General features: G+C 44.0%; 16 protein-coding genes. 6 read left to right on the top strand and 10 right to left on the bottom strand.

Translation table 11 applies throughout. The features are described from left to right. Position 1 precedes the first annotated feature (1 nt). From B0O44_RS22800 to B0O44_RS22785, 4 genes are all read right to left on the bottom strand, one after another. A complete protein-coding gene (locus B0O44_RS22800) occupies positions 2-1,516 on the bottom strand; it encodes a glycosyltransferase family 39 protein (protein WP_110834407.1) in 1,515 nt (504 codons plus the stop codon). 117 nt (positions 1,517-1,633) lie between these two features. Continuing rightward, the gene (locus B0O44_RS22795; protein WP_110834406.1) at positions 1,634-4,042 is read right to left on the bottom strand and encodes an alpha/beta hydrolase family protein; all 2,409 of its coding nucleotides are present in this window, start codon (positions 4,040-4,042) and stop codon (positions 1,634-1,636) included. 107 nt (positions 4,043-4,149) lie between these two features. Further along, a complete protein-coding gene (locus B0O44_RS22790; RefSeq protein ID WP_110834405.1) occupies positions 4,150-4,596 on the bottom strand; it encodes a DUF2059 domain-containing protein in 447 nt (148 codons plus the stop codon). A gap of 61 nt (positions 4,597-4,657) precedes the next feature. After that, a complete protein-coding gene (locus B0O44_RS22785; RefSeq protein WP_110834404.1) occupies positions 4,658-5,119 on the bottom strand; it encodes a hypothetical protein in 462 nt (153 codons plus the stop codon). A 106-nt stretch (positions 5,120-5,225) separates the two neighbouring features. On the opposite strand from B0O44_RS22785, the gene B0O44_RS22780 reads away from it, so the two are divergent. Beyond that, positions 5,226-6,524, top strand: a complete 1,299-nt coding sequence (locus tag B0O44_RS22780; protein WP_170123395.1) for a DEAD/DEAH box helicase — start codon at positions 5,226-5,228, stop codon at positions 6,522-6,524. Here the strand turns inward: B0O44_RS22780 and mazG are convergent. The 5 genes from mazG to B0O44_RS22755 all read right to left on the bottom strand — a co-directional run bounded on the left by mazG (position 6,521) and on the right by B0O44_RS22755 (position 11,301). Continuing rightward, complete coding sequence (mazG, locus tag B0O44_RS22775; protein WP_110834403.1) at positions 6,521-7,327, bottom strand: nucleoside triphosphate pyrophosphohydrolase; 807 nt, start codon at positions 7,325-7,327, stop codon at positions 6,521-6,523. The genes B0O44_RS22780 and mazG overlap by 4 nt on opposite strands. A 31-nt stretch (positions 7,328-7,358) precedes the next feature. Then, on the bottom strand, positions 7,359-8,471 hold the full coding sequence (locus tag B0O44_RS22770) for an AI-2E family transporter (RefSeq protein WP_110834402.1): 1,113 nt from the start codon (positions 8,469-8,471) through the stop codon (positions 7,359-7,361). Positions 8,472-8,759: 288 nt separating this feature from the next. Then, a complete protein-coding gene (locus B0O44_RS22765) occupies positions 8,760-9,710 on the bottom strand; it encodes an aldo/keto reductase (RefSeq protein ID WP_110834401.1) in 951 nt (316 codons plus the stop codon). 149 nt (positions 9,711-9,859) lie between these two features. After that, on the bottom strand, positions 9,860-10,534 hold the full coding sequence (gene mnmD / locus B0O44_RS22760) for a tRNA (5-methylaminomethyl-2-thiouridine)(34)-methyltransferase MnmD (RefSeq protein ID WP_110834400.1): 675 nt from the start codon (positions 10,532-10,534) through the stop codon (positions 9,860-9,862). Between the two features lie 152 nt (positions 10,535-10,686). After that, positions 10,687-11,301, bottom strand: coding sequence for an insulinase family protein (locus tag B0O44_RS22755; RefSeq protein ID WP_110834399.1), 615 nt, complete (start codon positions 11,299-11,301; stop codon positions 10,687-10,689). Between the two features lie 173 nt (positions 11,302-11,474). Between B0O44_RS22755 and B0O44_RS22750 the strand changes: the two genes are divergently transcribed. Then, the gene (locus tag B0O44_RS22750; RefSeq protein WP_110834398.1) at positions 11,475-12,170 is read left to right on the top strand and encodes a LytR/AlgR family response regulator transcription factor; all 696 of its coding nucleotides are present in this window, start codon (positions 11,475-11,477) and stop codon (positions 12,168-12,170) included. Between the two features lie 58 nt (positions 12,171-12,228). On the opposite strand, the gene B0O44_RS22745 is transcribed toward B0O44_RS22750, so the two are convergent. After that, complete coding sequence (locus tag B0O44_RS22745) at positions 12,229-14,268, bottom strand: M13 family metallopeptidase (RefSeq protein ID WP_110834397.1); 2,040 nt, start codon at positions 14,266-14,268, stop codon at positions 12,229-12,231. 654 nt (positions 14,269-14,922) lie between these two features. On the opposite strand from B0O44_RS22745, the gene B0O44_RS22740 reads away from it, so the two are divergent. The 4 genes from B0O44_RS22740 to B0O44_RS22725 all read left to right on the top strand — a co-directional run bounded on the left by B0O44_RS22740 (position 14,923) and on the right by B0O44_RS22725 (position 24,452). Continuing rightward, positions 14,923-17,076: a S9 family peptidase gene (locus B0O44_RS22740; protein WP_110834396.1), complete on the top strand. Its 2,154-nt coding sequence runs from the start codon at positions 14,923-14,925 to the stop codon at positions 17,074-17,076. Positions 17,077-17,154: 78 nt separating this feature from the next. After that, positions 17,155-19,821 (top strand): valine--tRNA ligase, encoded by a 2,667-nt coding sequence (locus tag B0O44_RS22735; protein ID WP_110834395.1) that lies wholly within the window; start codon positions 17,155-17,157, stop codon positions 19,819-19,821. 303 nt (positions 19,822-20,124) lie between these two features. Continuing rightward, on the top strand, positions 20,125-21,273 hold the full coding sequence (locus B0O44_RS22730; protein WP_110834394.1) for an efflux RND transporter periplasmic adaptor subunit: 1,149 nt from the start codon (positions 20,125-20,127) through the stop codon (positions 21,271-21,273). A gap of 5 nt (positions 21,274-21,278) precedes the next feature. Continuing rightward, positions 21,279-24,452: an efflux RND transporter permease subunit gene (locus B0O44_RS22725; RefSeq protein WP_110834393.1), complete on the top strand. Its 3,174-nt coding sequence runs from the start codon at positions 21,279-21,281 to the stop codon at positions 24,450-24,452. The last annotated feature ends 1 nt before the right edge of the window (position 24,453 follow it).

Raw genomic sequence — 24,453 nt, 5'->3', positions numbered from 1 at the left:
ACTATTTTAAACGTTCAATAAGTAATTTTCGGATGGAGGTTTTGGGTTCACTGAGCAGCAGAATGGCCGTCCCTTTTTCTCTGGCGTATGGGTTTTCAACTTTTCCATAAACACTTACTTTGTTAAAAAGAGCCTTTTCGTGGGCGTGGTCCACGTCTTTGTTGATGTTTTCTTTCACCATGATGGCCTGATGGATTTCCCGGTCCAGGTGGAACCAGTTTTTATAATCGGCATTAAAAGAAACGGCAGAAATGTCTTTGTACCTGGAATAGAAGTTAATGGCACCGGCTTCCCCGTAATTGTCGCAAATGACCAGTACATGTTTTTTGTCCTGTAGGCTGCCATATAATGCATCTACTTTTGTTGCGAGCTCTTTCCAGCCCTGCATGTCTGCAAAATCCTGGGGCAGGTCATGATCCCGGCCGTCTTCCCAGCGCAGGGCACCAAACCTTTTGTAACGTGCTTTTTGATCGGTAATTTGAGCAGGTGTGTATACCGGAAGACTTAACCTGAGTACGGGTTCAAAAAAGAGCAGGATTAAAAAAATGAGTACAGGTTTGAGCTTTCTTTTCCAGCCCTGGCTGCAGGCTTGTTCGAGGTATACAGCCCCAAAAGCAAGTAAAACCGGATATAAACCAATGGCATAATAAGATTTTGCCTTCAGATAGGTAAACAGCAGGATGGTGAAGAAAAACGAAAGTGGAATGAAAAGGTATTTCCGGAAGGGTTTGTAAAAATAAAAAGAAAATAAGGCCGGTATCCATAAAAAGATGCCGCCAAAAAAGAAAAACAACTGGTCTTTTAAAAAATCCATCCGGTTGACATGGACCAGTTGTGTTTCACTCAGTTCCTTCATGTGCTTAAACACGGGAAGGTGATTTTGAAACTGCCAGATCAGGTTGGGGGAAATCAATAGCAGGGCAAGCACAAGGGCCAGGTAGAAATTTTTGCTTCCAAACCATTTACGCTGACCTGTGAGCAATAAGGCGGGCAAGAGTCCAAGGGCTAGAAAAACAATGTTGTATTTATTTAAAAAACCAATGGCAAAAACAAGGGCCGCTGCCCATAACCACTTTTTTTGCTGATGATTGGTATAGCAGATCAGGGTATAATACAGTAAGGTCCAGCAAAGAACGTCCAGTGAATTGGGCTGATAGAGTATGTTTAGTCTTGGCAGGGAAGAAAATGTGACGGCCAGGGCACCCAAAATCAGGGCATAAAAACTTCCCTTAAGTTCTTCTGTAATTTTCCAAACCGTGAGTATGGTCAAAGCACCAAACAGGGCCGGAAAAAACTTGACCCAAAAAACCGTATTGCCCAGGGCGATGATGAGCCAGGAGATCCAGCCTGTAAGCGGTGGAACAGAAGTATAACCCCAGGCCAGGTGCCTGCCCAGGTCCAGGTGCAGGAATTCGTCCCTATGTAATTCGTATTCCGCTCGGATGATGCTGTACTGGAGAATAAATTTGAACAAAATGAAAGTCCAGAGCAGGACTGTTTTTTTAGAGACCGACATAGGTATTCAGGTGCTTTGTATAGGGGCTTAAGTCAATTGGAAAGTTACACTAAATTTAAGTTTGGCACAAAAAAAATCGGCCCGCTTTGCAGGCCGATTTTTTATACAACAAGTATTTTATTTTGCGTTTTTGACATATTTGTCCAGCCAGCTGTTCATTTCCCAAAGCATGTGGAGTAAATTTTCTTTGCCTCTGTAGCTGTGGGCTTCATAAGGTAAAAACACAAATCTTGTGGTTCCGCCAAATCCTTTAATGGCATTGAAAAGCCTTTCACTATTGATCGGGAAAGTTCCGGGATTGTCATCAGAATCCCCGTGGATGAGCAGTAGTGGGGTTTTGATCTTATCGGCATAACTAAAAGGGCTCATTTCATAATACAATTGAGGTACCTCCCAATACGTGCGTTCTTCATTCTGAAAACCGAAGGGGGTCAGGGTCCGGTTGTAAGCGCCACTTCTGGCAATACCGGCTTTAAACAGGTTGGTATGTGCCAGCAGGTTTGCGGTCATAAAAGCACCATAACTGTGACCGCCTACAGCGACACGGTTTCTGTCTGCGACGCCCATATCTGACAGTTTATTGATGGCGGCTTCTGCATTCAGTTTTAACTGCGCAACAAAAGTGTCATTTGGTTTTTTGCCTTCGGCAGCAACAATAGGCATTTCGGCATTGTCCAGCACTGCATAACCCTGGGTCACCCAGAAAATAGGGGAACCCCAGCTGATGGTGGTAAAGCGGTCTTTAGATCCGCGGATTTGTGCTGCATCTGCAGCAGAGTTAAATTCTCTTGGATAAGCCCAGATCAATAAAGGCAGCGGGCCGTCTTTTGCTTTGTCATATCCTTTTGGAAGGTAAAGGTTTCCGGTTAAATCAATGCCGTCTGCACGTTTATAAGCTACTTTTTCCTTTGTGACGCCCACCAGTCCCGGATAAGGATTGGTAAAATCTGTAATCTGGCGATCGGCTACACGAAGAACCAGGTTTTTAATAAAATAATTTGGTGCTTCGGTCTGGGATTCTTTTCTGGTCAGCAGAACAAGTTTCTCGGGATCGAGTACCTGGGCTACATATTCGTAAGTTCCTTCGGCACTTCTCCAGATGATCTCACTTTTTTTATTGTTCAGGTCAAATTTGGCCAGAAAAGGAAGGTCTCCTTTTGAGGAAGCTCCAACCGTATTGTTCAAAAGGATTTTTGTGCCGTTTTCTATCTTTTGGATTACATATTTACCAAATTGATTTTTTTTCATCACAGGGCTTCCCGGTTCATTATAAGCATCGGTCTGGTTGCCTTCGTACAGCGTTTCCAGTGTTCCTGTGGAAGGGTTAAAACGGCTCATTTTCATGGTTTGTTTGCCTCTTAGTCCTTCAGAAACCAATGCCAGGGTGCCATCACCCCAGGTGGTATTGCGGTAACGGGTCTGCGTTTTGAAAAGCTCTTTTGCTTCGCCGGAAAAAGGTGCGCTCAGTGCATAAACTGCGTCGTGGAAATCAACCTGTTTTTTGATCATTCCGCTATCAAGCGGTTTTGCCCATACAATTGTGGAAGCCAGGTCATCTCTCCATTCAAAACCTCTTGGCTGGTTTTGGGTGTTGTCATAACCTGAAGGGGTATCTTCAGAAGAAGGCAGCTGGGCCAGCACTTTTACGGTTTTACCATGCAGGTCTGTGATTTCTACAGTTGAAGAAAAACCAAAGGCAGCAACAAGATAAGAGAATGGTTTTCTGACTTTGCGTTGCAACAGGTAGTTTTTATCTGGTGAGATACTTACACTTTGATAAATGGCGGGTTTGCCCACAGGGCTTTCTACGCCATTGTTGTATTTAACCAGTTGTGCCGTGGCATAAAACTCAAACAACTGCTCGTCATAAGGAGAACGGATTAAATCCTGGTAAGTTCTGCTTGGCGCAGCTTTGCCCAGATTTTGTTGTACGGCCGGACCTTTTGGCATTAAAGGTTTGGCAGGTGCAGCACTTGCAGGTTTAAGTGCTGTTCTGTACAAAATCGTCTGGCTGTCCAGCCAGGCAATGCCACTGCCCATAACGGTATTCAGTGGTTGTTTATTGATTTTGGAAACTTTTCCTGTGGCAATATCTATCAGGTAAAGGTCGACTCCTTTTTGTGTGGTGTTGGTAAAAGAAATTTTTGTTTCACCAGGGTTCCATAAAACATTTCCGGCTAAAAGCGGAACAGGAAGTCCTGTTAAAACAGTGACTTTGCCTGTTTTGATGTTCTTTAAGGTAAAACCATTAATAAAGCTCTGCCTGCTCAATGCATAATTGTTCGGATTGATGCGCAGACCGGCAATTCGTAATTCCGGCATGGCCAGCTCTTCAACAGAAGGATAAGAATTGCGGTCACTGAGTAGCATCCATTCTGCCTTGCTGTCCAGGTTTACACCAGGAGTAGATTTGGCAAGCAACAGGTCTGCAATGGCCTTGGGCGGAGTTTGATAACTCACTGCATCCTGGGCATAAACTGCACAGGAGGAGGCTAAGATAAAGAGAGGAAGTAAGAGTTTCTTCATGCTTTCGTATTTATCGGGGTTAGTTAATCCGTAAAATTACTTAATCCCCCTGCCAATACGCCGGTTTCTATATCAAAATGTTGATACAATAGGGCCGGTTGCCATTTTTAGTACCCTTTTTCTTTGAGTTTCTCTGCTATTTCCTGACCAATTTTTGCGCCCCATTCTCCTCCGGCTTTCATGGATTCCTGCATAATCATAGGCGACTTTTCCGCAAATTTTTTGCCCACTGGTGTCTGGTAAAATAGAATCAACTGTTTAATGTCTTCCAGGGAAAGGTATTTCTGATAGATGGGAAGCAGCAAGTCTGTTAAGCTTGAAACCGATTGTTTGGAAAGTTCTGCATTTAACCCGTCCCAGAAAGCTTCCGGTACATTGCTTTTGCCATCTTTCATCATGGAAATCATCTGTTGTATTGCAGAATCATAGACTGCTTTTGAACCCGACACCTCCATCATTTTTGTCAGTGAAGCTTTATAGGCCACATTGTCCTGGGCAAAACATAAACCGCTGGTAAAGGCCATTAGGGCACCTATAAGTAGAATCTTTTTCATAAATCTATATTTGAGCTTAGGGCACAAATATAGATTTAATTCCTTTGTTTTAGGGGATGGCTTATTTAATCCGCTTTAACCGGTACTGATAAGAAAAGTAGATGACATCCACAGCAGGAGGGGGACTGATTTGCTGCTCAAATATTTTGGTTAAAAATAAACTATCGCCTCTGGATTCCATCGTGTACTTTCCGTTGAGAATGGTGTTGTGGTCAAAGCCGGCCTGCCAGGTATTGGTATCTGTGAATTTCATTTCCTTTACACCATTCCACTCAAAAGTGCCGGATCCTTTTGTGGAAACATAATTGTTTGCGTTAAAGTTCAGTTCGGTGTTTGTCACCGCAGCAGGGGTATAAGCAAGGCCTGTAGGAGTTATGGGTGAAATGACCAGTTGTCCGCTGTAAGTGGCAGAAACCAGCATGGGAGGGCATATGATTGGTGGTTCTAGGTCATTGCCAGTTTTGTCTTTTTTACAGGAGCAGAGGGCACAAAATGCGAGTGCGAGAAAGGTTAATTTGTTCATGTTTTAGCTTTTGGTTTTTAGTCAAACGGACCTTCCTTTCAAAACGCTACAGCAGCAGTTAAATATATTCCGTAAATTTGGCGATTCATCATTTTAACAAAGAAAAGTGTCATTAGATAAATTAAAACTCAGTAAGCCCCTGGTGGCAGCAATGACCGATGCCGGTTACCTCTCCGCTAAAGAAATACAGGCCAAAACCATGTCCAGGATTATTGGTGGGCAGGATATTCTGGCCGTTGGACCCGAGGGCTGCGGTAAAACGACGAATTATGTGCTGGGTGCTTTGATGAAGTTAAAGTACGGAACAGACGAAGCGCCGAAAATTTTAATCCTGGTGGCCGATAAGGAAAGGGCACTGGCGGTGATCGATCAGTTTCGTTCCTTAAGTAAAAACCGGGACCTGAGGATTATCGGTTTATACGGTACAGGAGGTATGGATGCGGAGATCAATGAACTGGTGGATGGTGTGGACATTGTTGTTGCTTTGCCATCCAGGGCACGTGCGGTTTACCTTAAACTGGGCCTGAACCTGAGTAAGCTGCAGTTGTTTGTAGTAGATGATGCTGAACTGATTGTTAAACAGGGCATGCAATTGCCGGTTTGCGAACTGGCCAGGAGTGCAGGCAAGTGCCAGCACCTGGTATTTACAACCGTACTGCACGAAAAACTGGAACATATGACCAGTCAGTTTATGAATTTTCCGGCAGTGATAGAAGTAACCGATCTGGGTGAAAAACAGGCAGAGACCCATGAACTGCTTTTGTACCAGGTTCCAAATTTTAAAAGCAAGCTGAACTTACTGGACCTTTTGCTCAGGGATGATGAGGTATTCGATAAAGTTGTTGTTTTTGTCAATACCAGATTAAACGCCCAGAAACTGGGTCAAAGTTTGCATTCCCGCAAGCCAGGTGAAATTTCGGTATTAAATCCTTTGTTTTTTGATGAAGAGGGTTTTGATCATATTGAAGATTTTAAAGAAACTGAAAGCGCAAGGGTACTGATCATTTCCAACGAAGGAAATGCTTCGGTGGATTTGTCTGGTGTTCCGTTTATTTTTCACTTTGAAGTGCCACAGGTCAAAGAAACCTTTTTAAGCCGGGTGCTGAAATCGGGTCCGGAGGAAGTTGTTGCCATTACCTTCGCAACAGATATGGAGCTGGTGGATGTTCGTAAAATAGAACAGTCCCTTGGTGCGAGGATCCAGGTGATGGATTTGCCGGAAGAGCTGGTTGTAGACCAGCCAGGTAAAAAGGCCAAAATTGACAAAAACAGAATTGTAAAAGAAAAGCAGGATGGACCTAAAGGCGGTGGTGCTTTTCATGATAAAAAAGAAGCCAATGCCAAGGACTACAATTACGGTATTGGTCAAAAGGCTAAAATGACTATGAAAAAGAAGCACAGTTAGTGCTTCTTTGCCTCGTTCCAGTAAACATCCATTTCTGCAAGGGTCATATCTTGCAGGGCTTTACCGTTTTCGGCCGCCTTTTCTTCCAGGTAACGGAACCTTTTAATGAATTTTTTATTGGTTTTTTCCAGGGCGTTTTCCGGATTAATGTGGATAAAACGGGCATAATTGATCAGGGAGAAAAGCAGGTCGCCAAATTCGCTTTCTGCTTTTTCCAGGTCTATGGCATTATTTTCTTTGACGTTGTATTCGTTTTTAAACTCCTGTAGCTCTTCTTCTACTTTTTCCCATACCTGGGTTTTGTTTTCCCAGTCAAAGCCAATGCCCCGGGCTTTCTCCTGTATGCGGCTAGCTTTCACCAGGGCCGGAAGGGAGGAAGGGACGCCGCCCAGAACGGATTTATTGCCCTCTTTAAGTTTAAGTTTTTCCCAGTTGCGTTTTACATCTGCTTCGTCCTGTACTTCCACGTCACCATAAATATGCGGATGACGGCTGATCAGTTTGTCACAAACCCCGTTCAAAACATCCAGAATGGTGAAATCTCCCTGCTCAGATGCAATTCTTGCATAAAAGACCAGGTGCATCATCACATCCCCCAGCTCTTTTCGGATCTCATCGGAATTGCCTTCCAGAATGGCATCTGAAAGTTCGTAAGTCTCTTCTATGGTCAGGTGCCTTAAGCTTTCCATGGTCTGTTTTTTATCCCATGGACATTCTGTACGTAAAGTATCAAGGACGGTAAGTAATCTTAAAAAACCGGATGCAGGATCAGTTGCGCTTAGTGGAGAATCGTGATTTGGCATGTGTAAACAGATTTGTCAGCAAAGGTAATCTTTATTCGGCTTCTTCTAATTTTATCTTTTTGGTGATGCGGTATACCCGGCGTTTCTTCTTGGTGCCGGGTTCTTCGCCCAGTAAAATCCCCCAGGGTTTTAAAGGTTCGACCCGGTCAAAAATAATTTTCATAATGGCCAGGTAAGGGATACAAAGGAACATTCCCGGAATCCCCCAGATCATTTCACCCACCACAATTCCTATAAAGGCAATCAGTGCGTTGATTTTTACTTTTGAACCCACCACCAGTGGCATTAAGATGTTTCCGTCCAGGGCGTGTACGCCTATAAAAGTCACCAGCACCAGCAGCACTTTGGCGCCACCTGCAGTGGCAAAGGTGATCAGTACGCTGATCAGCAGGGCCGTAAATATGCCCAGGTATGGGATCAGGTTAAAAATCCCGGCCACAAGGCCAAGCAAAATGGCATATTTAACCCCTAAAATGGATAGGATTCCGACCATCAATATGGTGACGATCAGCATTTGCAGGAACAGTCCAAGGATATACCTTTTAATAATGTACTGGATCTGTTCAATTATATCTTTTACTTTATTTGCATGTTCTTCTTTAAACACAGAGGTTAAAAAAGTAAACAGGATTCTTCTGTAATTTAAAATGAAAAAGGTAAACAGCAGGATAAAAGACAAAAACAGCAGGGTGGAAGATACGGTAAGCAGGGTTGCGCCCAATACTGTTGCGCTTTTTGCCAGGGCACCGGTTGCGGTATCATTGATGTAATTGAGCTGTTTTTCTGCATTGACATGGAAGGTATGGGAAATCCATTGCTGCGCTTCATGAAAGGTATTGGTGACCTGTTTTTTCAGCAGGGGCCAATCCTGCCACAGGTCACTTAACTGGTGGGCAAAAAAGTACATAATACTTCCAATGGCGATAATCATTACCACCACCGATACAATAGAAGAAAGGCTCCTTTTGAACCTGAGTTTTTGCTCCAGGAAATTGGCCAGGGGCAGTAACAGCAAGGCCAGCAGGAAAGAAAATAAAAAAGGCGCAAGAATGGTTTCTCCCAAAATGGCGATGTAAATAAGGCTGATGATGGAAATGAGTACCATAGCCAGCTTGGTGTGGAAAGGTAGGGAGATGTTGTTCATGCGTTATGTTTATTTATATAAAAGTAATTTAAAACAAATGCCCTGCCAAATAATTCGGGCAAGGCATTTTTAGAATGGGATAGTTTTGGGGGCCAAATCGGGAAGAGCTGTTCAGGGCTGCGCCTGCTTAGGCTCCTGCGGAGCAAATCAGCCAATACCCCTTCACAACTCCACCCGTATTTGGCTTTAAATTATCTATGTAAGTGAACACCATGCCTGGTAGCCAAACATGCCGCCCTGCCCGGTTCCTTCATTCCATCCACCATTTTTTCCTTTGAATACTCACCTTTACTTCCACTCACTGGCTTTGTCCAAAATCGCAATGTGTTCTACATCGAGTTTTATAGCCGCAGCCTGAACAAGGTCTTTAAGTTGCGCTGTACTGGTTACACTGGCAATAGGGGCGGTTACCGCGGGTCTGGCAATTAGCCAGGCCAGGGCAATACTGGCAGGACTTGAATTGTATTGTTCGGAAACTTCATCCAGGGCCTTTAAAATTTTAAAACCCCTTTCGTTCAGATAATTTTTAATACCTCCGCCTCTCTGACTTTTGTTCAGGTCCTGTTCAGAACGGTATTTTCCAGATAGGAAACCACTGGCCAAAGCGTAGTAATTGATTACCCCCAAATGATGATCAAGACAAAGCTGCTCATATTCTTTTTCAAATTTTTCCCTGGAATACAAATTGTATTCGGGCTGGAAACTCTGATAAATGGGCAGGCTGTTTTTCTTACTGGCTTCCAAAGATTCTTTGAGCCTTTCGGCCGAAAAATTAGAGGCTCCGATCCAGCGTACCTTACCCGCCCGGATCAGCTGGTCATAAGCTTCCAGGGTTTCCAGTACAGGCGTTTCCAGGTCGTCATAATGAGACTGGTACAAGTCAATATAATCTGTTTGAAGACGTTTCAGGGAATCCTCAACCCTTTTGGTGATGTAAGCTTTGTTCAGTTTTTTGCCTTCGCCCATATCGGCGCCCACTTTGGTGGCCAGGATAACCTGCTGGCGGTTATTGCGTGATTTGAGCCATTTTCCGATAATGGTTTCTGATTCCCCGCCACTGTTGCCGGGATTCCATCTGGAATAAACATCTGCGGTATCTATAAAATTGAAGCCGGCTTCCAGAAAGCCGTCAAGGATTTCGAAGGATTTAGCCTCGTTGATTGTCCATCCGAAAACGTTCCCTCCAAAAGTAACCGGTGAAACAAATAAGTCTGTGTTGCCTAATTTTCTTTTTTCCATTATGTATAATAGTATAGTTGAATTGCCGTCCTGATGATGTTAAAATTCAAACAGCGTATAGATAAACAAATGTATTAGGTACTGGTTTTAAACAAGTCCTTAATTTGTCAATTCAGCAAAAGAAAATGATAAAGCGCCTAGAAGTGTATTTAGCATTTGATCGCGCGGAGCATTTCTCTTTTTCCGGGTGCGCCGGGGAGTTTTTCTATACTCAGGCCAACACTTTTTAAAGCACGTTTAAGTTTGCCGGTAATGGCATAAGTTACAAAAATACCTCCGGGTTTCAGGTAAGAACAAACCTGGGCAATGATTTCATCAGACCAGAGTTCGGGCTGGTGCTGAACAGAGAAGGCATCGAAATAAATCAGGTTGTAGTTTGGTCCGGATTTAAAATCCTGCAGTTTGGTGTGGGGAATTTCCAGCACAACCTGCTCATTAAACAACACTTTTTCAGATAAAGCAGGTACATAATGCTGCTGAAGCCCCTGCCAGATATCCGCGGGGACGTACTGGTTGTAACCGGTGCTGCCCAGTTCTTCTACATCCAGCGGATAAGCTTCAATACCAGTGTAATGGACCCGGATGTTTTGCGCTGTGGCGTAAGCTGCGGTCAGCAGAAAATTAAGGCCTGTCCCAAAGCCAACCTCTAAAATAGTTATTGGCTCATTTTCGAAAAGGCTTTCTGCATATTTTAAACCTGCATCAATAAAAACATGTTTGCTTTCCTGCAGGGCACCGTGTTTGGAATGATAGTGTTCACCAATTCTTTCATTGAATAAAGTATTCGAACCGTCTGCAGTCTGGATAAGGGTATTGATTTTCATTGCCCAAATTTAGTTCAAATTATCAGATAAAGCTTAAACCGGCCTCAAAGATTGGACAAGCCTTTCCGCAGGCAAAAAAAATGGTACATACTGGTCTGTGTGAAACAGGGCCAATACATACCAATTTAGGTGCTTCTTATTTAAAGAGCTGCTTATTTGCTCAGCTCGTTTTCTTTCCAGTCTCCGAAGGCCTTTTGCGCCATGGCTTTGGCAGCAGAAGAACTGATGTTTCCGGCAATTGTCAGATAAGCTTTGGAAGGGGAGCTGTAAGCGGTATAAAATGCTTTAACATCTTTTAAATTAACGGATTCCACTTCTGTTAGAGATACGCTTGCTGCTTCCTGTCCGCGTACTTTAAGGTCTGCGATCAGGCTGGCTTTTGCTTTTTCAAAAAGCTCCTGGCTGATTTGTGCGCCCTGTACGGTTTTAGATAAAGTATTTAAAGAATTGGCAAAATCGGCCGCATCTGCATTAACCAGACCACCTTTTTCATTGAAACTTACGTTTGCAGAAACAGGGGCTGCGTTTTGATGTAACAGGACCTGCAAAATTGCATTTGCACCTGCAGCATGTTGTTGGTTAAGGTCTGCGCCCTCAACCGTAAATTTAGAATATACTTTAGCCGCCTGTTGATTTTGGGCAACGATAACGGTCATTCCATTTTTTAATTTAAAACTTACCGGGTCCATCATACCAGACTGTGCCTGCGTGTATAGTGCAGCGAATAATGCGAGGGTCAGTAAGCATAGTTTTTTAATTGCTCTCATTGATTTCTGTTTTTTTTAACGGCGCGAAGTTAAGGGCTTGATCATCAGGATAAAATGAAAGTTAGGTGGAAAGGCAAAAATGCCCGGCAAATGCCTGAGTATACCCTTTAAGTATTTTTTTATTCTGTTTCTTATGAATTATAATTATTTTAGTAGAAAGCACCCCTGTTGAAATGAACTGCTTAATTGTTGATGACAACAAAATTGCACTGATGGTCCTCAGGCAAATGGTCGGTATGGATTCTTCCCTGACCTTAGCAGGAGAATGTCACGATGCAATTGAGGCCTATAAATCTATTATGGCCGGTCAGATAGACCTTTTACTTTTGGATATAGAAATGCCGGGTATGGATGGCATAGAACTCGTGAAAAGCCTGGGCAGCAAAAGGCCGATTATTATTTTTATCACGGCCGGTACAGACTATGCTGCTGAAGCCTTTGACCTGAACGTGGTGGATTTTTTGACCAAACCCATTGCGCCGCTCCGCTTTTTGCAGGCCGTTGAGAAAGCCAGAAATGTATTTAAAACAAAAACCATCACCCTGAGCAATAAAGATGACGAGTTTATCTTTATCCGGGATTCCGGGGTGGTCCGAAGGCTTAAACTTTGGGATATCCTGTACATGGAAGCCATGGGTGATTATGTAAAGATTTATACTTCAGAACAGGTCTATACGATTCATTCGTCCCTGAAGGCCGCGGAACTGAAATTGCCCCGGCATATTTTTTTCCGGGTTCACCGCTCCTTTATTGTCAATGTCGGTAAAATAGATACTATTGAAGGCGGAACACTGATCATCAGTAATAAAATGGTCCCTGTTTCAGATGCTTACCGCTCGGCACTGAACAAGCGCATGCAAATTCTTTAAATAAAAAAAAGGGAGGTCATTGAATATGACCTCCCTTTTCAAATATCCGGATAAAGGATTACCACATGCGGATCCTGTCCTCTGGTTTTTTGTATAATTTATCACCAGGTTTTACATCAAAAGCTTCGTACCAGGCGTCCATGTTCACAGGAGCACCAATTGTTCTGTACGGACCCGGAGAATGTGGGTCGGTTTTGATCAGCTGCGCAGCGCTTTCCGGCAAAATATTACCCCTCCATACCTGTGCCCAGGACAGGAAGAAGCGCTGATCAGGAGTGAACCCATCAATTTTTTCATTGGATTGACCTTGTTTGGTCAATTTGAAAGCGGTATAAGCTGCATTCAGGCCGCCCAGGTCGCCGATGTTTTCACCCATGGTCAGTTTACCATTTACGTGAATGGTGTCCAGAACGGTATAGGCATCAAACTGTTCGCCCAAAGCTTTGGTTTTTGCTTCAAATTTAGCTTTATCTTCTGCAGTCCACCAGTTGCGCAGGTTTCCGTCTTTGTCGTACTGGCTGCCGCTGTCGTCAAAACCATGTGACATTTCATGGCCGATAACCGCACCGATACCACCGTAGTTGACCGCATCGTCTGCATTAGGTGCAAAGAAAGGGAACTGAAGAATTCCGGCAGGGAATACGATCTCGTTCATGGTTGGGCTGTAATAAGCATTAACGGTTGGAGGTGTCATTCCAAAACGGGTACGGTCAACCGGTTTACCCAACTGGCTGATCATATCGTTATAACTCCATACATCTGCATTACGCAGGTTTTGGAAATAAGTAGTTGGCGTAATCACCAGGCCGTCATAGTTTTTCCATTTTGCCGGATAACCAATTTTTGGCATAAAGGCATGTAATTTAGCCAGTGCCTTTTCTTTTGTGGCCGGGCTCATCCATTCCAGACCTTTGATCCTCATTTCAAAAGCAGTACGCAGGTTTTTAATCAGTTCCTCCATACGGGCTTTGGCTTCAGGTTTAAAATATTTGGCCACATAAAGTTGTCCAAGCAGTTCACCAATGTTGTTGTCGGTTAATGAAGCCATTCTCTGCCATCTCGGTGTTTGAACACGCTGACCAGTTTGTGCCTGGTTAAAAGCAAAATTGGCTTTAACAAAAGGAGAGCTTAAAGAAGAAGCGCTTCCTTTAAGCAGGTTCCATTCCAGGTAAGTTTTCCAGTCGGCCACAGAAATGCTGCCCAGCATGCCATCCAGGCTTGCAAAAAATTTCGGTGAAGAAACCAGCAGGGTATCCTGTCCGTTTACTTTAAACTTAGGCAACAGTGCCGACCAGCTTAAATTAGGGGTGGTTTTTGAAAAATCTGCAACCGTAAATTTATTATAGGTTTTATAAGGATCGCGCATTTCCAGTCTGCTCATTTGTGCAGCTGCAAATTGTTTTTCAATGGCCATCACCGTAGCCGCTTTTTGTTTGGCCTCTTCAGGACTGCTGCCTGTTAAGGTAAACAAGGTGGTCATATAAGTGGTATAGGCTTCACGGATTTTTACCGAACGTGCATCATCTTTTAAATAGTAATCGCGGTCCGGAAGAGAGGTTCCGCCCTGTCCAAGAGAAGGCAGGTATTTGTTTACATTTTTACGGTCCTGGGTAATGCCGAAACCAAACATAGGTCCTGCAATTCCTGAAGTACGCATATAGATCACCTCATCGAGAACCTCCTGAAGGTTTTTAATTTTTTTAATTTTTGCCAGATCGGCCTTGATTGGTGTATAGCCCAGTTTTTCTATGGTCAGGCTGTCCATTGCCGCAGTGTAAAAATCACCTACACGTCTTTTTGCAGAACCTACGGGGGCAGATTTATCTGCAGCAGCTTCCTGGACCAGGCTTTTTACTGCATTAATATTAAAGTCACGCAGTTCATTAAAACTTCCCCAACGTGTTTCTTTTGCCGGGACAGGATTGTTTTTGATCCATGTTCCACTGGCATAGGTATAAAAATCGTCGCCTGGTTTTACGCTAAGATCCATATTTGCAGGATCTATAAATTTAGCGGGTGCCTGCTGGGCGGATGCCGAGTAGCTGGCTGCTACAATACCCAACATGGCAAAATAGCTTTTTAGTTCTTGTAATTTCATCTGTTAGTTTTTATCTCTTTTATTTTGTCAGATGGATCCTTTGATGTTTAAAATAATCATAGCCCCCTGTGCTTAATGATTATTTTAATCAAGCCGGATTTATCTGTTAGTTTTTATTTCTTTCATTTTGTCAGATGGATCCTTTGATGTTTAAAATAATCATAGCCCCCTGTGCTTAATGATTATTTTAATCAAGCCGGATTCATCTGTTAGTTTTATGAGGACTGCCACACCATATGGGAAAAGCCCCGCAGCACGTGACAGTCAGAATTTATAAGTTAATTCAGTGCAAATAAAAACCTGAAATTAAGGATAAGAATTAAACAAATGGCTTGTTTAATGAAAATATTACTTATTGAACCAGTAATAAAGCCGGGTTAAACCCAGTTTGCGGATCAGGTTACCGGTAAAAGAAAATACTTTAAGCGATTTCATCAGCTTGATATTTAAGGTATCTGATCAGGTAAGGTCGGGTGGCAAGGATTTCACAACCAGGACAGTTCTGATCTTTATTATACACTATTAACATATTTTAACATATTTTATTGTGTACAAATGAATATTTATATTATAAACAGGTCATCACAGGGCAAGCGGCCGGGCTATTGAAAGCAGGAAATAGAATTGCTACATTTGGCCAGCTAATTTATAATTATGAAGAAATTCCTTTTATGTATTCCTTTGACGGGCCTGCTCTTTACGGCCGCTGCACAAGAGAAAAAACTGAGCATGGAAGAAGCCATGTTACAGGCGAGAACCACCCTTGCGCCCCAGAATCTTTCACAAATCCAGTTTATATATGGTACAGAAAACTATGTTTATGCCAAACGTACAGGTAACCAGCTGAGCTGGACCAGTGGTGATTTTAAAAGTAAGGAGGAAAAAACCTTGCTGAGCCTGGAACAGCTGAACCAGAAATTAAAGGCCGCCGGACAGGATACGCTAAAAAATATGCCGGCCATACAGTTTAACCAGGGCAGCAGCTGGATCCTGAACCTGAGGGACCGTAAACTGGCTTATGACCCGGCAAAAGAAGGTTTCAGTACACTGATTTCTCCGGCCCTGTTTGCAAAAAGCAATGTAGAACGTAGTTCAGCAAGTTATATCGCTTACCTGGACCAGTTTAATCTTTTTGTAGATAAAGACGGTCAGTCAAAACAAGTCACCAAAGACGGGAGTAAAGACCTGGTGTATGCATCCTCAGTACACCGGGATGAGTTTGGCATCAGCAAAGGAACTTTCTGGAGCAATAACGGAAAGCAACTGGCCTTTTACCGCATGGACCAGAGCATGGTGGCCGATTACCCGATCATAGACTGGAGCAATATACCTGCAAAAAATGTAAACATTAAATACCCGATGGCTGGTGGGAAAAGCCATGAAGTGACCGTTGGAGTGTACAATGCCGAAAAGGGTAGCCTGGTATACCTGCAAACCGGCGCACCGGCAGATCAGTACCTGACCAATATTGCCTGGAGCCCTGACGATAAATACATTTATATCGCCCTGCTCAACAGAGGTCAGAACGATATGAAATTAAACCAGTACGATGCGGCAAGCGGTGCTTTGATCAAAACCCTTTTTGAAGAAAAAGATGATAAGTATGTGGAGCCCCTGGTACCGGTGCTGTTTCTAAAAAATGATCCGTCGAAATTTATCTGGCAAAGCAACAGGGATGGCTGGAACCATTTGTACCTGTATAATACAGAAGGCCGCATGCTCCGTCAACTGACCCAGGGTGCCTGGGAAGTGCTGGAGGTAAAAGGGTTTGATGAAAAAGGGGAACGTCTTTTTTACCTGTCTACGGCTGAGTCACCAATCACCAAAAACCTGTATGCTTTAAACCTAAAAACAGGAATCTCCAAAAGAATTACCCAGGGATTTGCAGTGCACAATGCACAGGTAAGCAGCTCGGGAAAAACCGTGATAGACAATTACAGCACGCCAGATGATCCAAGGACTATTGCCCTGACAGAAGTTTTAACCGATAAATCCAAAACCTTATTGCAGGCAGAAAATCCGCTTGCAGCATACAACACCTCTAAATCAGATATTTTTACCATTAAAAGCGTTAAAGGCGATGCCTTGTACTGCAGCCTGTATAAACCTGTGGGTTACGACAGCACCAAAAAATACCCGGTTGTGGTGTACTGGTATGGCGGTTCCCATGCACAACTGATCACCAGTAGCTGGAATGCCGGAGCGGGTGATTACTGGTTTAGGTATATGGCCCAGCAGGGTTATGTGGTGCTGACCATTGATGTAAGGGGCAGCGACAACAGGGGCAGGGCCTTTGAACAGTCCATGTTCCGCCGAGTGGGCGATGTGCAAATGGAAGACATGATGAGCGCGGTAAACCATCTGAAAAGCCTGCCTTATGTAGATGCAGGAAGAATGGGTTTATTTGGCTGGAGCTTCGGTGGCTTCAATACGGTCGATTTTATGCTCAATCATCCTGGGGTTTTCAAAGCTGCTGTGGCAGGTGGTCCGGTGATCAACTGGAATTTGTATGAAGTGATGTATACAGAACGATATATGGACACCCCGGCGGAAAACCCGGAAGGCTTTGCCGCAACTGACCTGACCCGTAAAATTGGTAATCTGCAGGGAAAACTCCTGTTGATACATGGCTTGCAGGACCCCGTGGTTTTGCAACAAAATACGGTTTCACTGGTTAAAAGTGCGGTTGATAAAGGTATTCAGCTCGATTATATGATTTATCCCGGACATGAGCACAATGTGCTTGGAAAAGACCGGGCACATTTGTACCAGAAAGTCACCGACTATTTTATGCAGAACCTGAAATAAAGAAAACTGCGGGGGCATTACCCCCGCAGTTTTTTTTTCTTTATTTTTGCAACTCAAACTGATATTTTTTCCTATATAATGAGCATTTCTACAAAATACGACCCGGCTGCAGCCGAAGACAAATGGTACAGTTACTGGCTTTCCAAAAAGTTTTTTCATTCCGAGCCGGATGAACGCGAACCTTATACGATTGTCATTCCTCCTCCAAATGTCACCGGGGTGCTGCACATGGGGCATATGCTCAACAATACCATACAGGATGTACTGATCCGCAAGGCCCGGATGCAGGGAAAAAATGCCTGCTGGGTACCCGGAACCGACCATGCTTCTATTGCAACCGAGGCAAAAGTGGTGGCCATGCTGAAGGAAAAAGGAATCCGTAAGGAAGACCTCAGCCGGGAAGAGTTTTTAGCCTACGCCTGGGAGTGGAAAGAGAAATACGGCGGCATTATCCTCGAGCAGCTGAAAAAACTGGGTGCCAGTTGTGACTGGGACAGGACCCGCTTTACCATGGAAAATGACCTTTCCGATTCGGTGATCGACAGCTTTATCCATTTGTATAAAAAAGGATGGATCTATAAGGGGATCCGTATGGTTAACTGGGACCCTGCCGGAAAAACAGCCGTTTCTGATGAAGAGGTGATCCGTAAAGAAGTCAATCAGAAATTATATTATATTAAATACACCATTTCAGGCTCGGAAGATTTTCTGACCATCGCCACCACGCGTCCGGAAACTATTATGGCAGATGCAGCGGTATGTGTTAATCCGAATGATGAGCGGTATGCACACCTGAAAGGTAAAAAAGTATTTGTTCCGCTGATTAACCGTGAAATTCCGGTGATCCAGGATGACTATGTGACCATGGATTTTGGTACAGGTTGTTTAAAAGTAACCCCGGCGCATGATTTGAACGATTATGAATTGGGGGTAAAACATAAACTGCCTGTTATTGATATTTTAAATGACGATGGTACTTTAAATGAACTGGCTGTGATTCTGGTTGGTGAAGACCGTTTTGCAGCGAGAAAAAAGATTGCCGTGCTGCTGGATGAAGCGGGACACCTGGAAAAAGTCGAAGACTATAAATCGCAGGTGGGTTTCTCAGAACGTACAGATGCAGCCATTGAACCAAAATTGTCTATGCAGTGGTTCTGTAAAATGGACCAGTTGTCCAAGCCGGCACTGGAAGATGTTCTGAACGGGGAGGTCAAACTGATTCCCGAAAAGTTTGTGAACACCTACCGCCACTGGATGGAAAATGTAAGGGATTGGAACATCAGCCGGCAGCTTTGGTGGGGGCAGCAAATTCCGGCCTGGTATGACCATGAAGGAAACTGGGTGGTGGCCAAAACCAAAGCCGAAGCGCTGGAAGAATTCCTGAAATTAAAAGATAAAGACAATAGTTTTACTGCCGAAGAAATTGCCGGATTTAAACACCAGTTGGAGCCTTTTGTAAAACAGGATCCGGATGTAATGGATACCTGGTTTTCTGCCTGGTTGTGGCCAATTTCTGTATTTGATGGGCTGAAAAACCCGGGCAACAAAGACATCAGTTATTATTATCCGACCAATGACCTGGTGACCGCGCCGGAAATCCTGTTTTTTTGGGTGGCCCGTATGATTATGGCCGGGCATGAGTTTATGGGTAAAAAACCATTTACAAATGTTTACCTGACCGGAATTGTAAGAGATAAATTGGGCAGAAAAATGTCCAAATCCCTTGGGAACTCTCCTGATCCGATTGGCCTGATTGAAAAATACGGCGCTGATGGGGTAAGGGTTGGGATGCTTTTGTGTTCTCCGGCTGGAAACGATTTGATGTTTGATGAAAGCTATTGCGAACAAGGACGAAATTTTGCCAATAAAGTATGGAATGCGTTCCGTTTGGTTAAGGGTTGGGAAGTCGATGAAAACCTCGGGAACCCGAACGGACAGGCGATTGCCTGGTTTGAAAACCGTTTGAACGAAGCCCTGGCCGAAATTGAGGATAACTTTAAACAATACCGCTTGTCTGAGGCTTTAATGGCCACTTATAAGCTGGTTTGGGACGATTTCTGTGCCTGGTACCTGGAAATGGTAAAACCTGCTTACCAGCAACCTATAGATGCGGCTTCTTTAAAAGCTACTGTCGATTTCTTCGAACGTTTACTGAAATTGCTGCATCCTTTTATGCCTTTTTTAACAGAAGAATTGTATCACGATGAGTTGTTTGGAGAAAAAGGAGAAATGGATTGTATTATTGTGGCACCCTATCCGACTTTTGATCCTGCAGATGCACAGGTCCTGAAAGATGTGGAGGTGATTAAACAAGTTGTTGCAGAGATCCGGAACGTGAGGAACAGCAAACAGATTTCACCAAAAGAAGCCCTGCCTTTAAACCTTAAAGTCAACTCCGGACTGGATTATGAAAAATGGTTAAACATCGTGTTTAAACTGGCCAATATCAGCGAAGCTGAATTTGTAAATGATAAAATTGCCGGTGCAGCAAGTTTTATGGTTGGAAATGATGAATTCTTTATCCAGCTTAATGAAACCATAGATGTGGAAGCAGAAAAAGAACGTTTAAATGCAGAATTGCTTTACCTTCAGGGTTTCCTGAAATCTGTAAACGCCAAACTGGGCAATGAGCGTTTTGTTCAAAATGCCAAAGCAGAGGTAATCCAAAACGAACGCAACAAGCAGGCTGATGCAGAATCGAAAATCAGAATTATTGAAGAAAGTCTTTCTGTATTGATGGGCTAGTTATTTTAAATCATAAAGCAGCGGGTTAAGGATAAAGTCCTTAACCCGCTTTTTTTTGTCCCTGGCACATTGATTTTAATGCCTTTGTCTGCTTAATCTGATAAAACAAGTTTTAACTTGTTTTATTAAGAAAACACTTAACTTTGCTTATGATTAAGACACCCAAAAAACATTTTTAATGAACTAAATAATTCTACACCCTTTTTAAACCAAAAATTTTATTCGTGATCCTTTAGTTTTTTGTCCGAACCTGTGGTTTAGGGCGGAAGGGGATCCTTTTGTTAAAAAAATAACACCTTAAATATGAATTCAGTAAAGTTACCTTCATTGATCCTCAGTCTGTTATTGCTTGTGGCCTGCGGATCCGGACAGCCCCCTGCAGAACAGGCCTCGGCTGCAGCCTACCCTGTCATGCAGGTTGAAACACATGATGCCACCATCAACAGCGATTACCCCGCAAACATTCAGGGGCAGCAAAATATAGAGATCCGGCCCAAAGTGGATGGTTTTGTAGAACAGATTTTTGTAGATGAAGGTGCCGCAGTGAAAAAGGGGCAAGCTTTGTTCAGGATCAGTGCGCCGCAGTATGAGCAGGAAATTAAAACCGCTTCAGCAGCTATAAAAAATGCAGAGGCCGAACTCAATACCGCAAAAGTACAGGTCGAAAAAACAGCCCCTCTGGTAAAGGAAGGAATCATTAGCCCTTATGAACTTAAACAGGCCTCTTTTAACCAGCATGCCCGGGAAGCCGCTCTGGCTCAGGCCAGGGCCAGTCTGGCAAATGCCAGGACAAATGTGAGCTATACCCTGATCAGCAGTCCAGCCGACGGGGTGGTGGGGAACATCCCTTACAAAACTGGCAGCCTGGTGAGCAGCAGTTCGGCCCAGCCGCTGACCACTGTATCCAACATCACCAGGGTCTATGCTTACTTTTCCTTCAATGAAAAACAATTCCTGGACCTTGCCGATCAGTATAGTGGAAAAACAATGGCCGATAAACTGCGTCAGTTTCCTCAGGTCCAGTTGCTGATGGCCAATGGCAAAACCTATCCGGAAAAAGGAAAAATGGAAACCTTAAGCGGGCTGATCAGTACAGAAACGGGGTCCGTAAACCTGAGGGCAAGTTTTCCAAATCCGGCTTCCCTGCTGCGGAGCGGTGCCAGCGCCACCATCCGGATCCCGCTGCTGCTTAAAAATGCTTTACTGATCCCCTCAAAGGCTACTTATGAAATCCAGGAAAAAACCATGGTTTTTGTGGTTGATGCTAAGGGAAAAGTAAAGAGTACTGAAATAGAGGTGCTGGATGTTCCTGCCGGTGAATTTTATGTGGTGACCAAGGGCCTTAAAGCAGGGGACCATCTGGTTACCGAAGGTACAGGTTCTCTGAAAGACGGCATGCAAATCCAAGCAGTTTTGTCTAAAACGGAGCCATTGGCTTCTTCTAAAATTTAAAGATCATGTTAAAAAGATTTATAGATAACCCGGTACTGTCGACGGTAATTTCAATCATTATTGTCATCCTCGGGCTACTGGGTTTGTATTCCCTGCCCATTTCACAGTACCCCGATATTGCGCCCCCGGCTGTAGAAGTGAGTACAACCTATCAGGGGGCCAGCGCAGATGTAGTCATGAAAAGTGTAATTGTACCTTTGGAGGAAGAGATCAATGGGGTGGAGAATATGACCTATATGACCTCTAAGGCCAGTAACGACGGTACAGCAAACATTACCATTAATTTTAAGCAGGGTACCGATCCCGACCTGGCTGCAATCAATGTACAGAACAGGATCACAAAAGCCACCAGTCTGATGCCTGCTGAGGTGATCAAAATGGGGATCACTACCAGTAAAAGGTTAAACAGTGAGGTGTTTTCTTTTCTGCTATATAGTGCCGATGGAAAATACGATCAGCGTTTTCTGGATAATTATTTGAGAATTAATATTATTCCGCAGATTAAAAGGGTACAGGGCGTTGGAGATGCCCAGGTTTATGGAAATAAAGACTACAGCATGCGGATCTGGCTCCGGCCCGATGCCATGGCCGCCTACGGGCTCATTCCATCGGATGTGCTGGCGGCGCTTGCAGAACAGAATATAGAGGCCGCTCCGGGAAAGGTCGGGGAAAACAGTAACCAATCCTTTCAGTATACCTTAAAATATACAGGCAGGCTGGAAAAACCCGAACAATTCGGAGAGATCATTTTAAAATCTGCCGGCAGCGGACAGGTGCTGAAATTAAAAGATGTGGCCTCCATTGACCTGGGCTCATTTACCTATTCCAGTACCCTGACTGCCCAGGGGCACGAATCTCCTTATGTGGCCATTAACCAGACTGCAGGCTCTAATGCGCACGAGATCATCAAACACTGTGAAAAAATCCTTTCCGATGCCTCGGCTACTTTTCCAAAAGGCATAAAGTATAATGTATTTACCAATGCCAATGAATTTCTGGATGCCTCAATTTCCAAGTTGGTTTCGACCATTATAGAAGCTTTCATTCTGGTTTTTATTGTCGTGTTTATCTTTTTGCAGGATTTTCGTTCTACACTGATCCCGGCCATAGCGGTCCCGGTGGCCATTATTGGAACTTTCTTTTTTCTGAAGTTGTTTGGTTTTACCATCAACCTGCTTACCTTATTTGCCTTGGTGCTGGCTATTGGTATTGTGGTAGATGACGCGATTGTCGTAGTGGAAGCCGTACATGCCAAACTCGATCAGGGGGCAAAGTCTGCAAAAAAAGCGACCCTGCATGCCATGAGCGAAATCAGTACAGCCATCATTTCCATTACCCTGATTATGGCTTCGGTGTTTATCCCGGTTACTTTTGTAACGGGTTCTGTAGGTGTATTTTATAAGCAGTTTGGTTTAACCCTGGCTGTAGCGATTCTGATTTCTGCTGTGAATGCCTTAACATTGAGCCCGGCTTTATGTGCCCTGCTTTTAAAACCACATGAAGCGCATGTGGAACCCCAAAAAGGTTTTATGCAACGCTTTTACGCTGGGTTTAATGCCGCTTTTAACCGGATGACCTCCATGTATAAGCAGGCGGTTATTTTTCTGATGAAAAGAAAATGGCTTGCTTTTGCCGGAATTGTTCTTTTTGGCCTGGTGTTTTGGTTTCTGGTCAAAACCACACCAACCGGATTTGTTCCCAACGAAGACAGTGGTTCTATTTATGGAAATGTGATCTTGCCGCCGGCCAGCTCGCTGGAACGTACAGAAAAAATTTCCAACCAGATCGACAGCATCGCCAGGTCTATTCCTGAAGTGGAACTGTCCTCCCGTCTGGCCGGAATGGATTTAATGAGTGGTACCGGAAGTTCCTATGCTGCTATTTTTATCCGCCTTAAACCCTGGAAACAGCGGACCAAAAAGGGACAGGATATTCAAAGCATTGTTGCACAGCTTTTCGCCAAAACGGCTGCTATTAAAGGGGCCAGTATTATCTTTTTTGCGGCGCCGACCCTGCAGGGTTTTGGTAATAACGATGGGTTTGAATTTAAGCTTCAGGATAAGACTGGTGGAAACTACCAGGCCTTTAATCAGGTGATAGGTGGTTTTATGGGGGCGCTCAACCAGCGTCCGGAGGTCATGTATGCAGCCACTTCCTATAATACCGGTTTTCCGCAGTATGAAGTCCGGGTTAATGTGGCAAAATGTAAAGAGGCCGGAATTGCAGTAAATACCGTATTGAATACCCTTCAGGGCTATCTGGGTGGTATTTATGCTTCGGACTTTAACCGTTTTGGAAAACAGTATAAAGTAATGATCCAGGCCGAGGCCTCCCAGCGGATGAATAAGGAAGCCATAGCAAGGATCTTTGTCCGGAATGCAAAAGGGACTATGGCCCCGATTTCAGAATTTATCGAATTGAAGAAGATTTATGGCCCCGAATTCATCAACCGCTTTAACCTTTTTACAGCTGCTTCGGTAAACGGGGCGCCAAAACAAGGCTATAGCTCGGGTGATGCCATTAAGGCGATTCAGGAAGTGGCGGCAAAAACTTTGCCCCAGGGCTATACCTTTGAATTTTCGGGCCTGACACTGGAAGAGATTTCGAGCGGAAGCCAGACTTTATTGATTTTTATCCTGAGCTTGCTTTTTATTTATTTTCTGCTCAGCGCCCAGTACAAAAGTTATATCCTTCCGCTTTCGGTATTGCTTTCCCTGCCCATAGGTTTGGCCGGTGCATTTTTATTTGCCCGGGCCTTTGGACTGGACAACAATATCTTTTTACAGATCAGTTTAATTATGCTCATCGGGCTGCTGGCAAAAAATGCCATCCTGATTGTGGAGTTTGCCCTAATGAGCCGCCTGAGCGGCAAAGGGCTGGTGGAGTCGGCCATAGCCGGGGCCGTTGCCAGGTTAAGACCTATTCTGATGACCTCCTTTGCCTTTATTTTTGGTTTGCTGCCATTGATGTTTGCTTCGGGGGCAGGAGCAATCAGTAACCGTTCCATCGGTACGGCCGCTGTAGGGGGGATGCTGATCGGAACCCTGTTTGGTGTATTTGTAATTCCCGTACTCTTTGTTGTTTTTCAGGGCATACAGGAAAAAATTTCAGGAAGTAAAAAAACAGAATTGTCAGAAGAAATCAAAACCGAAAAGCTTGAATTTCAGCACTTAAATTAAT

Source organism: Pedobacter nutrimenti, from assembly GCF_003208655.1.
In the GTDB taxonomy this organism is placed as follows: Bacteria; Bacteroidota; Bacteroidia; order Sphingobacteriales; family Sphingobacteriaceae; genus Pedobacter; species Pedobacter nutrimenti.
Note: the sequence above shows the minus strand (reverse complement) of the source record. Positions and strands in the feature narration are given on the sequence as shown.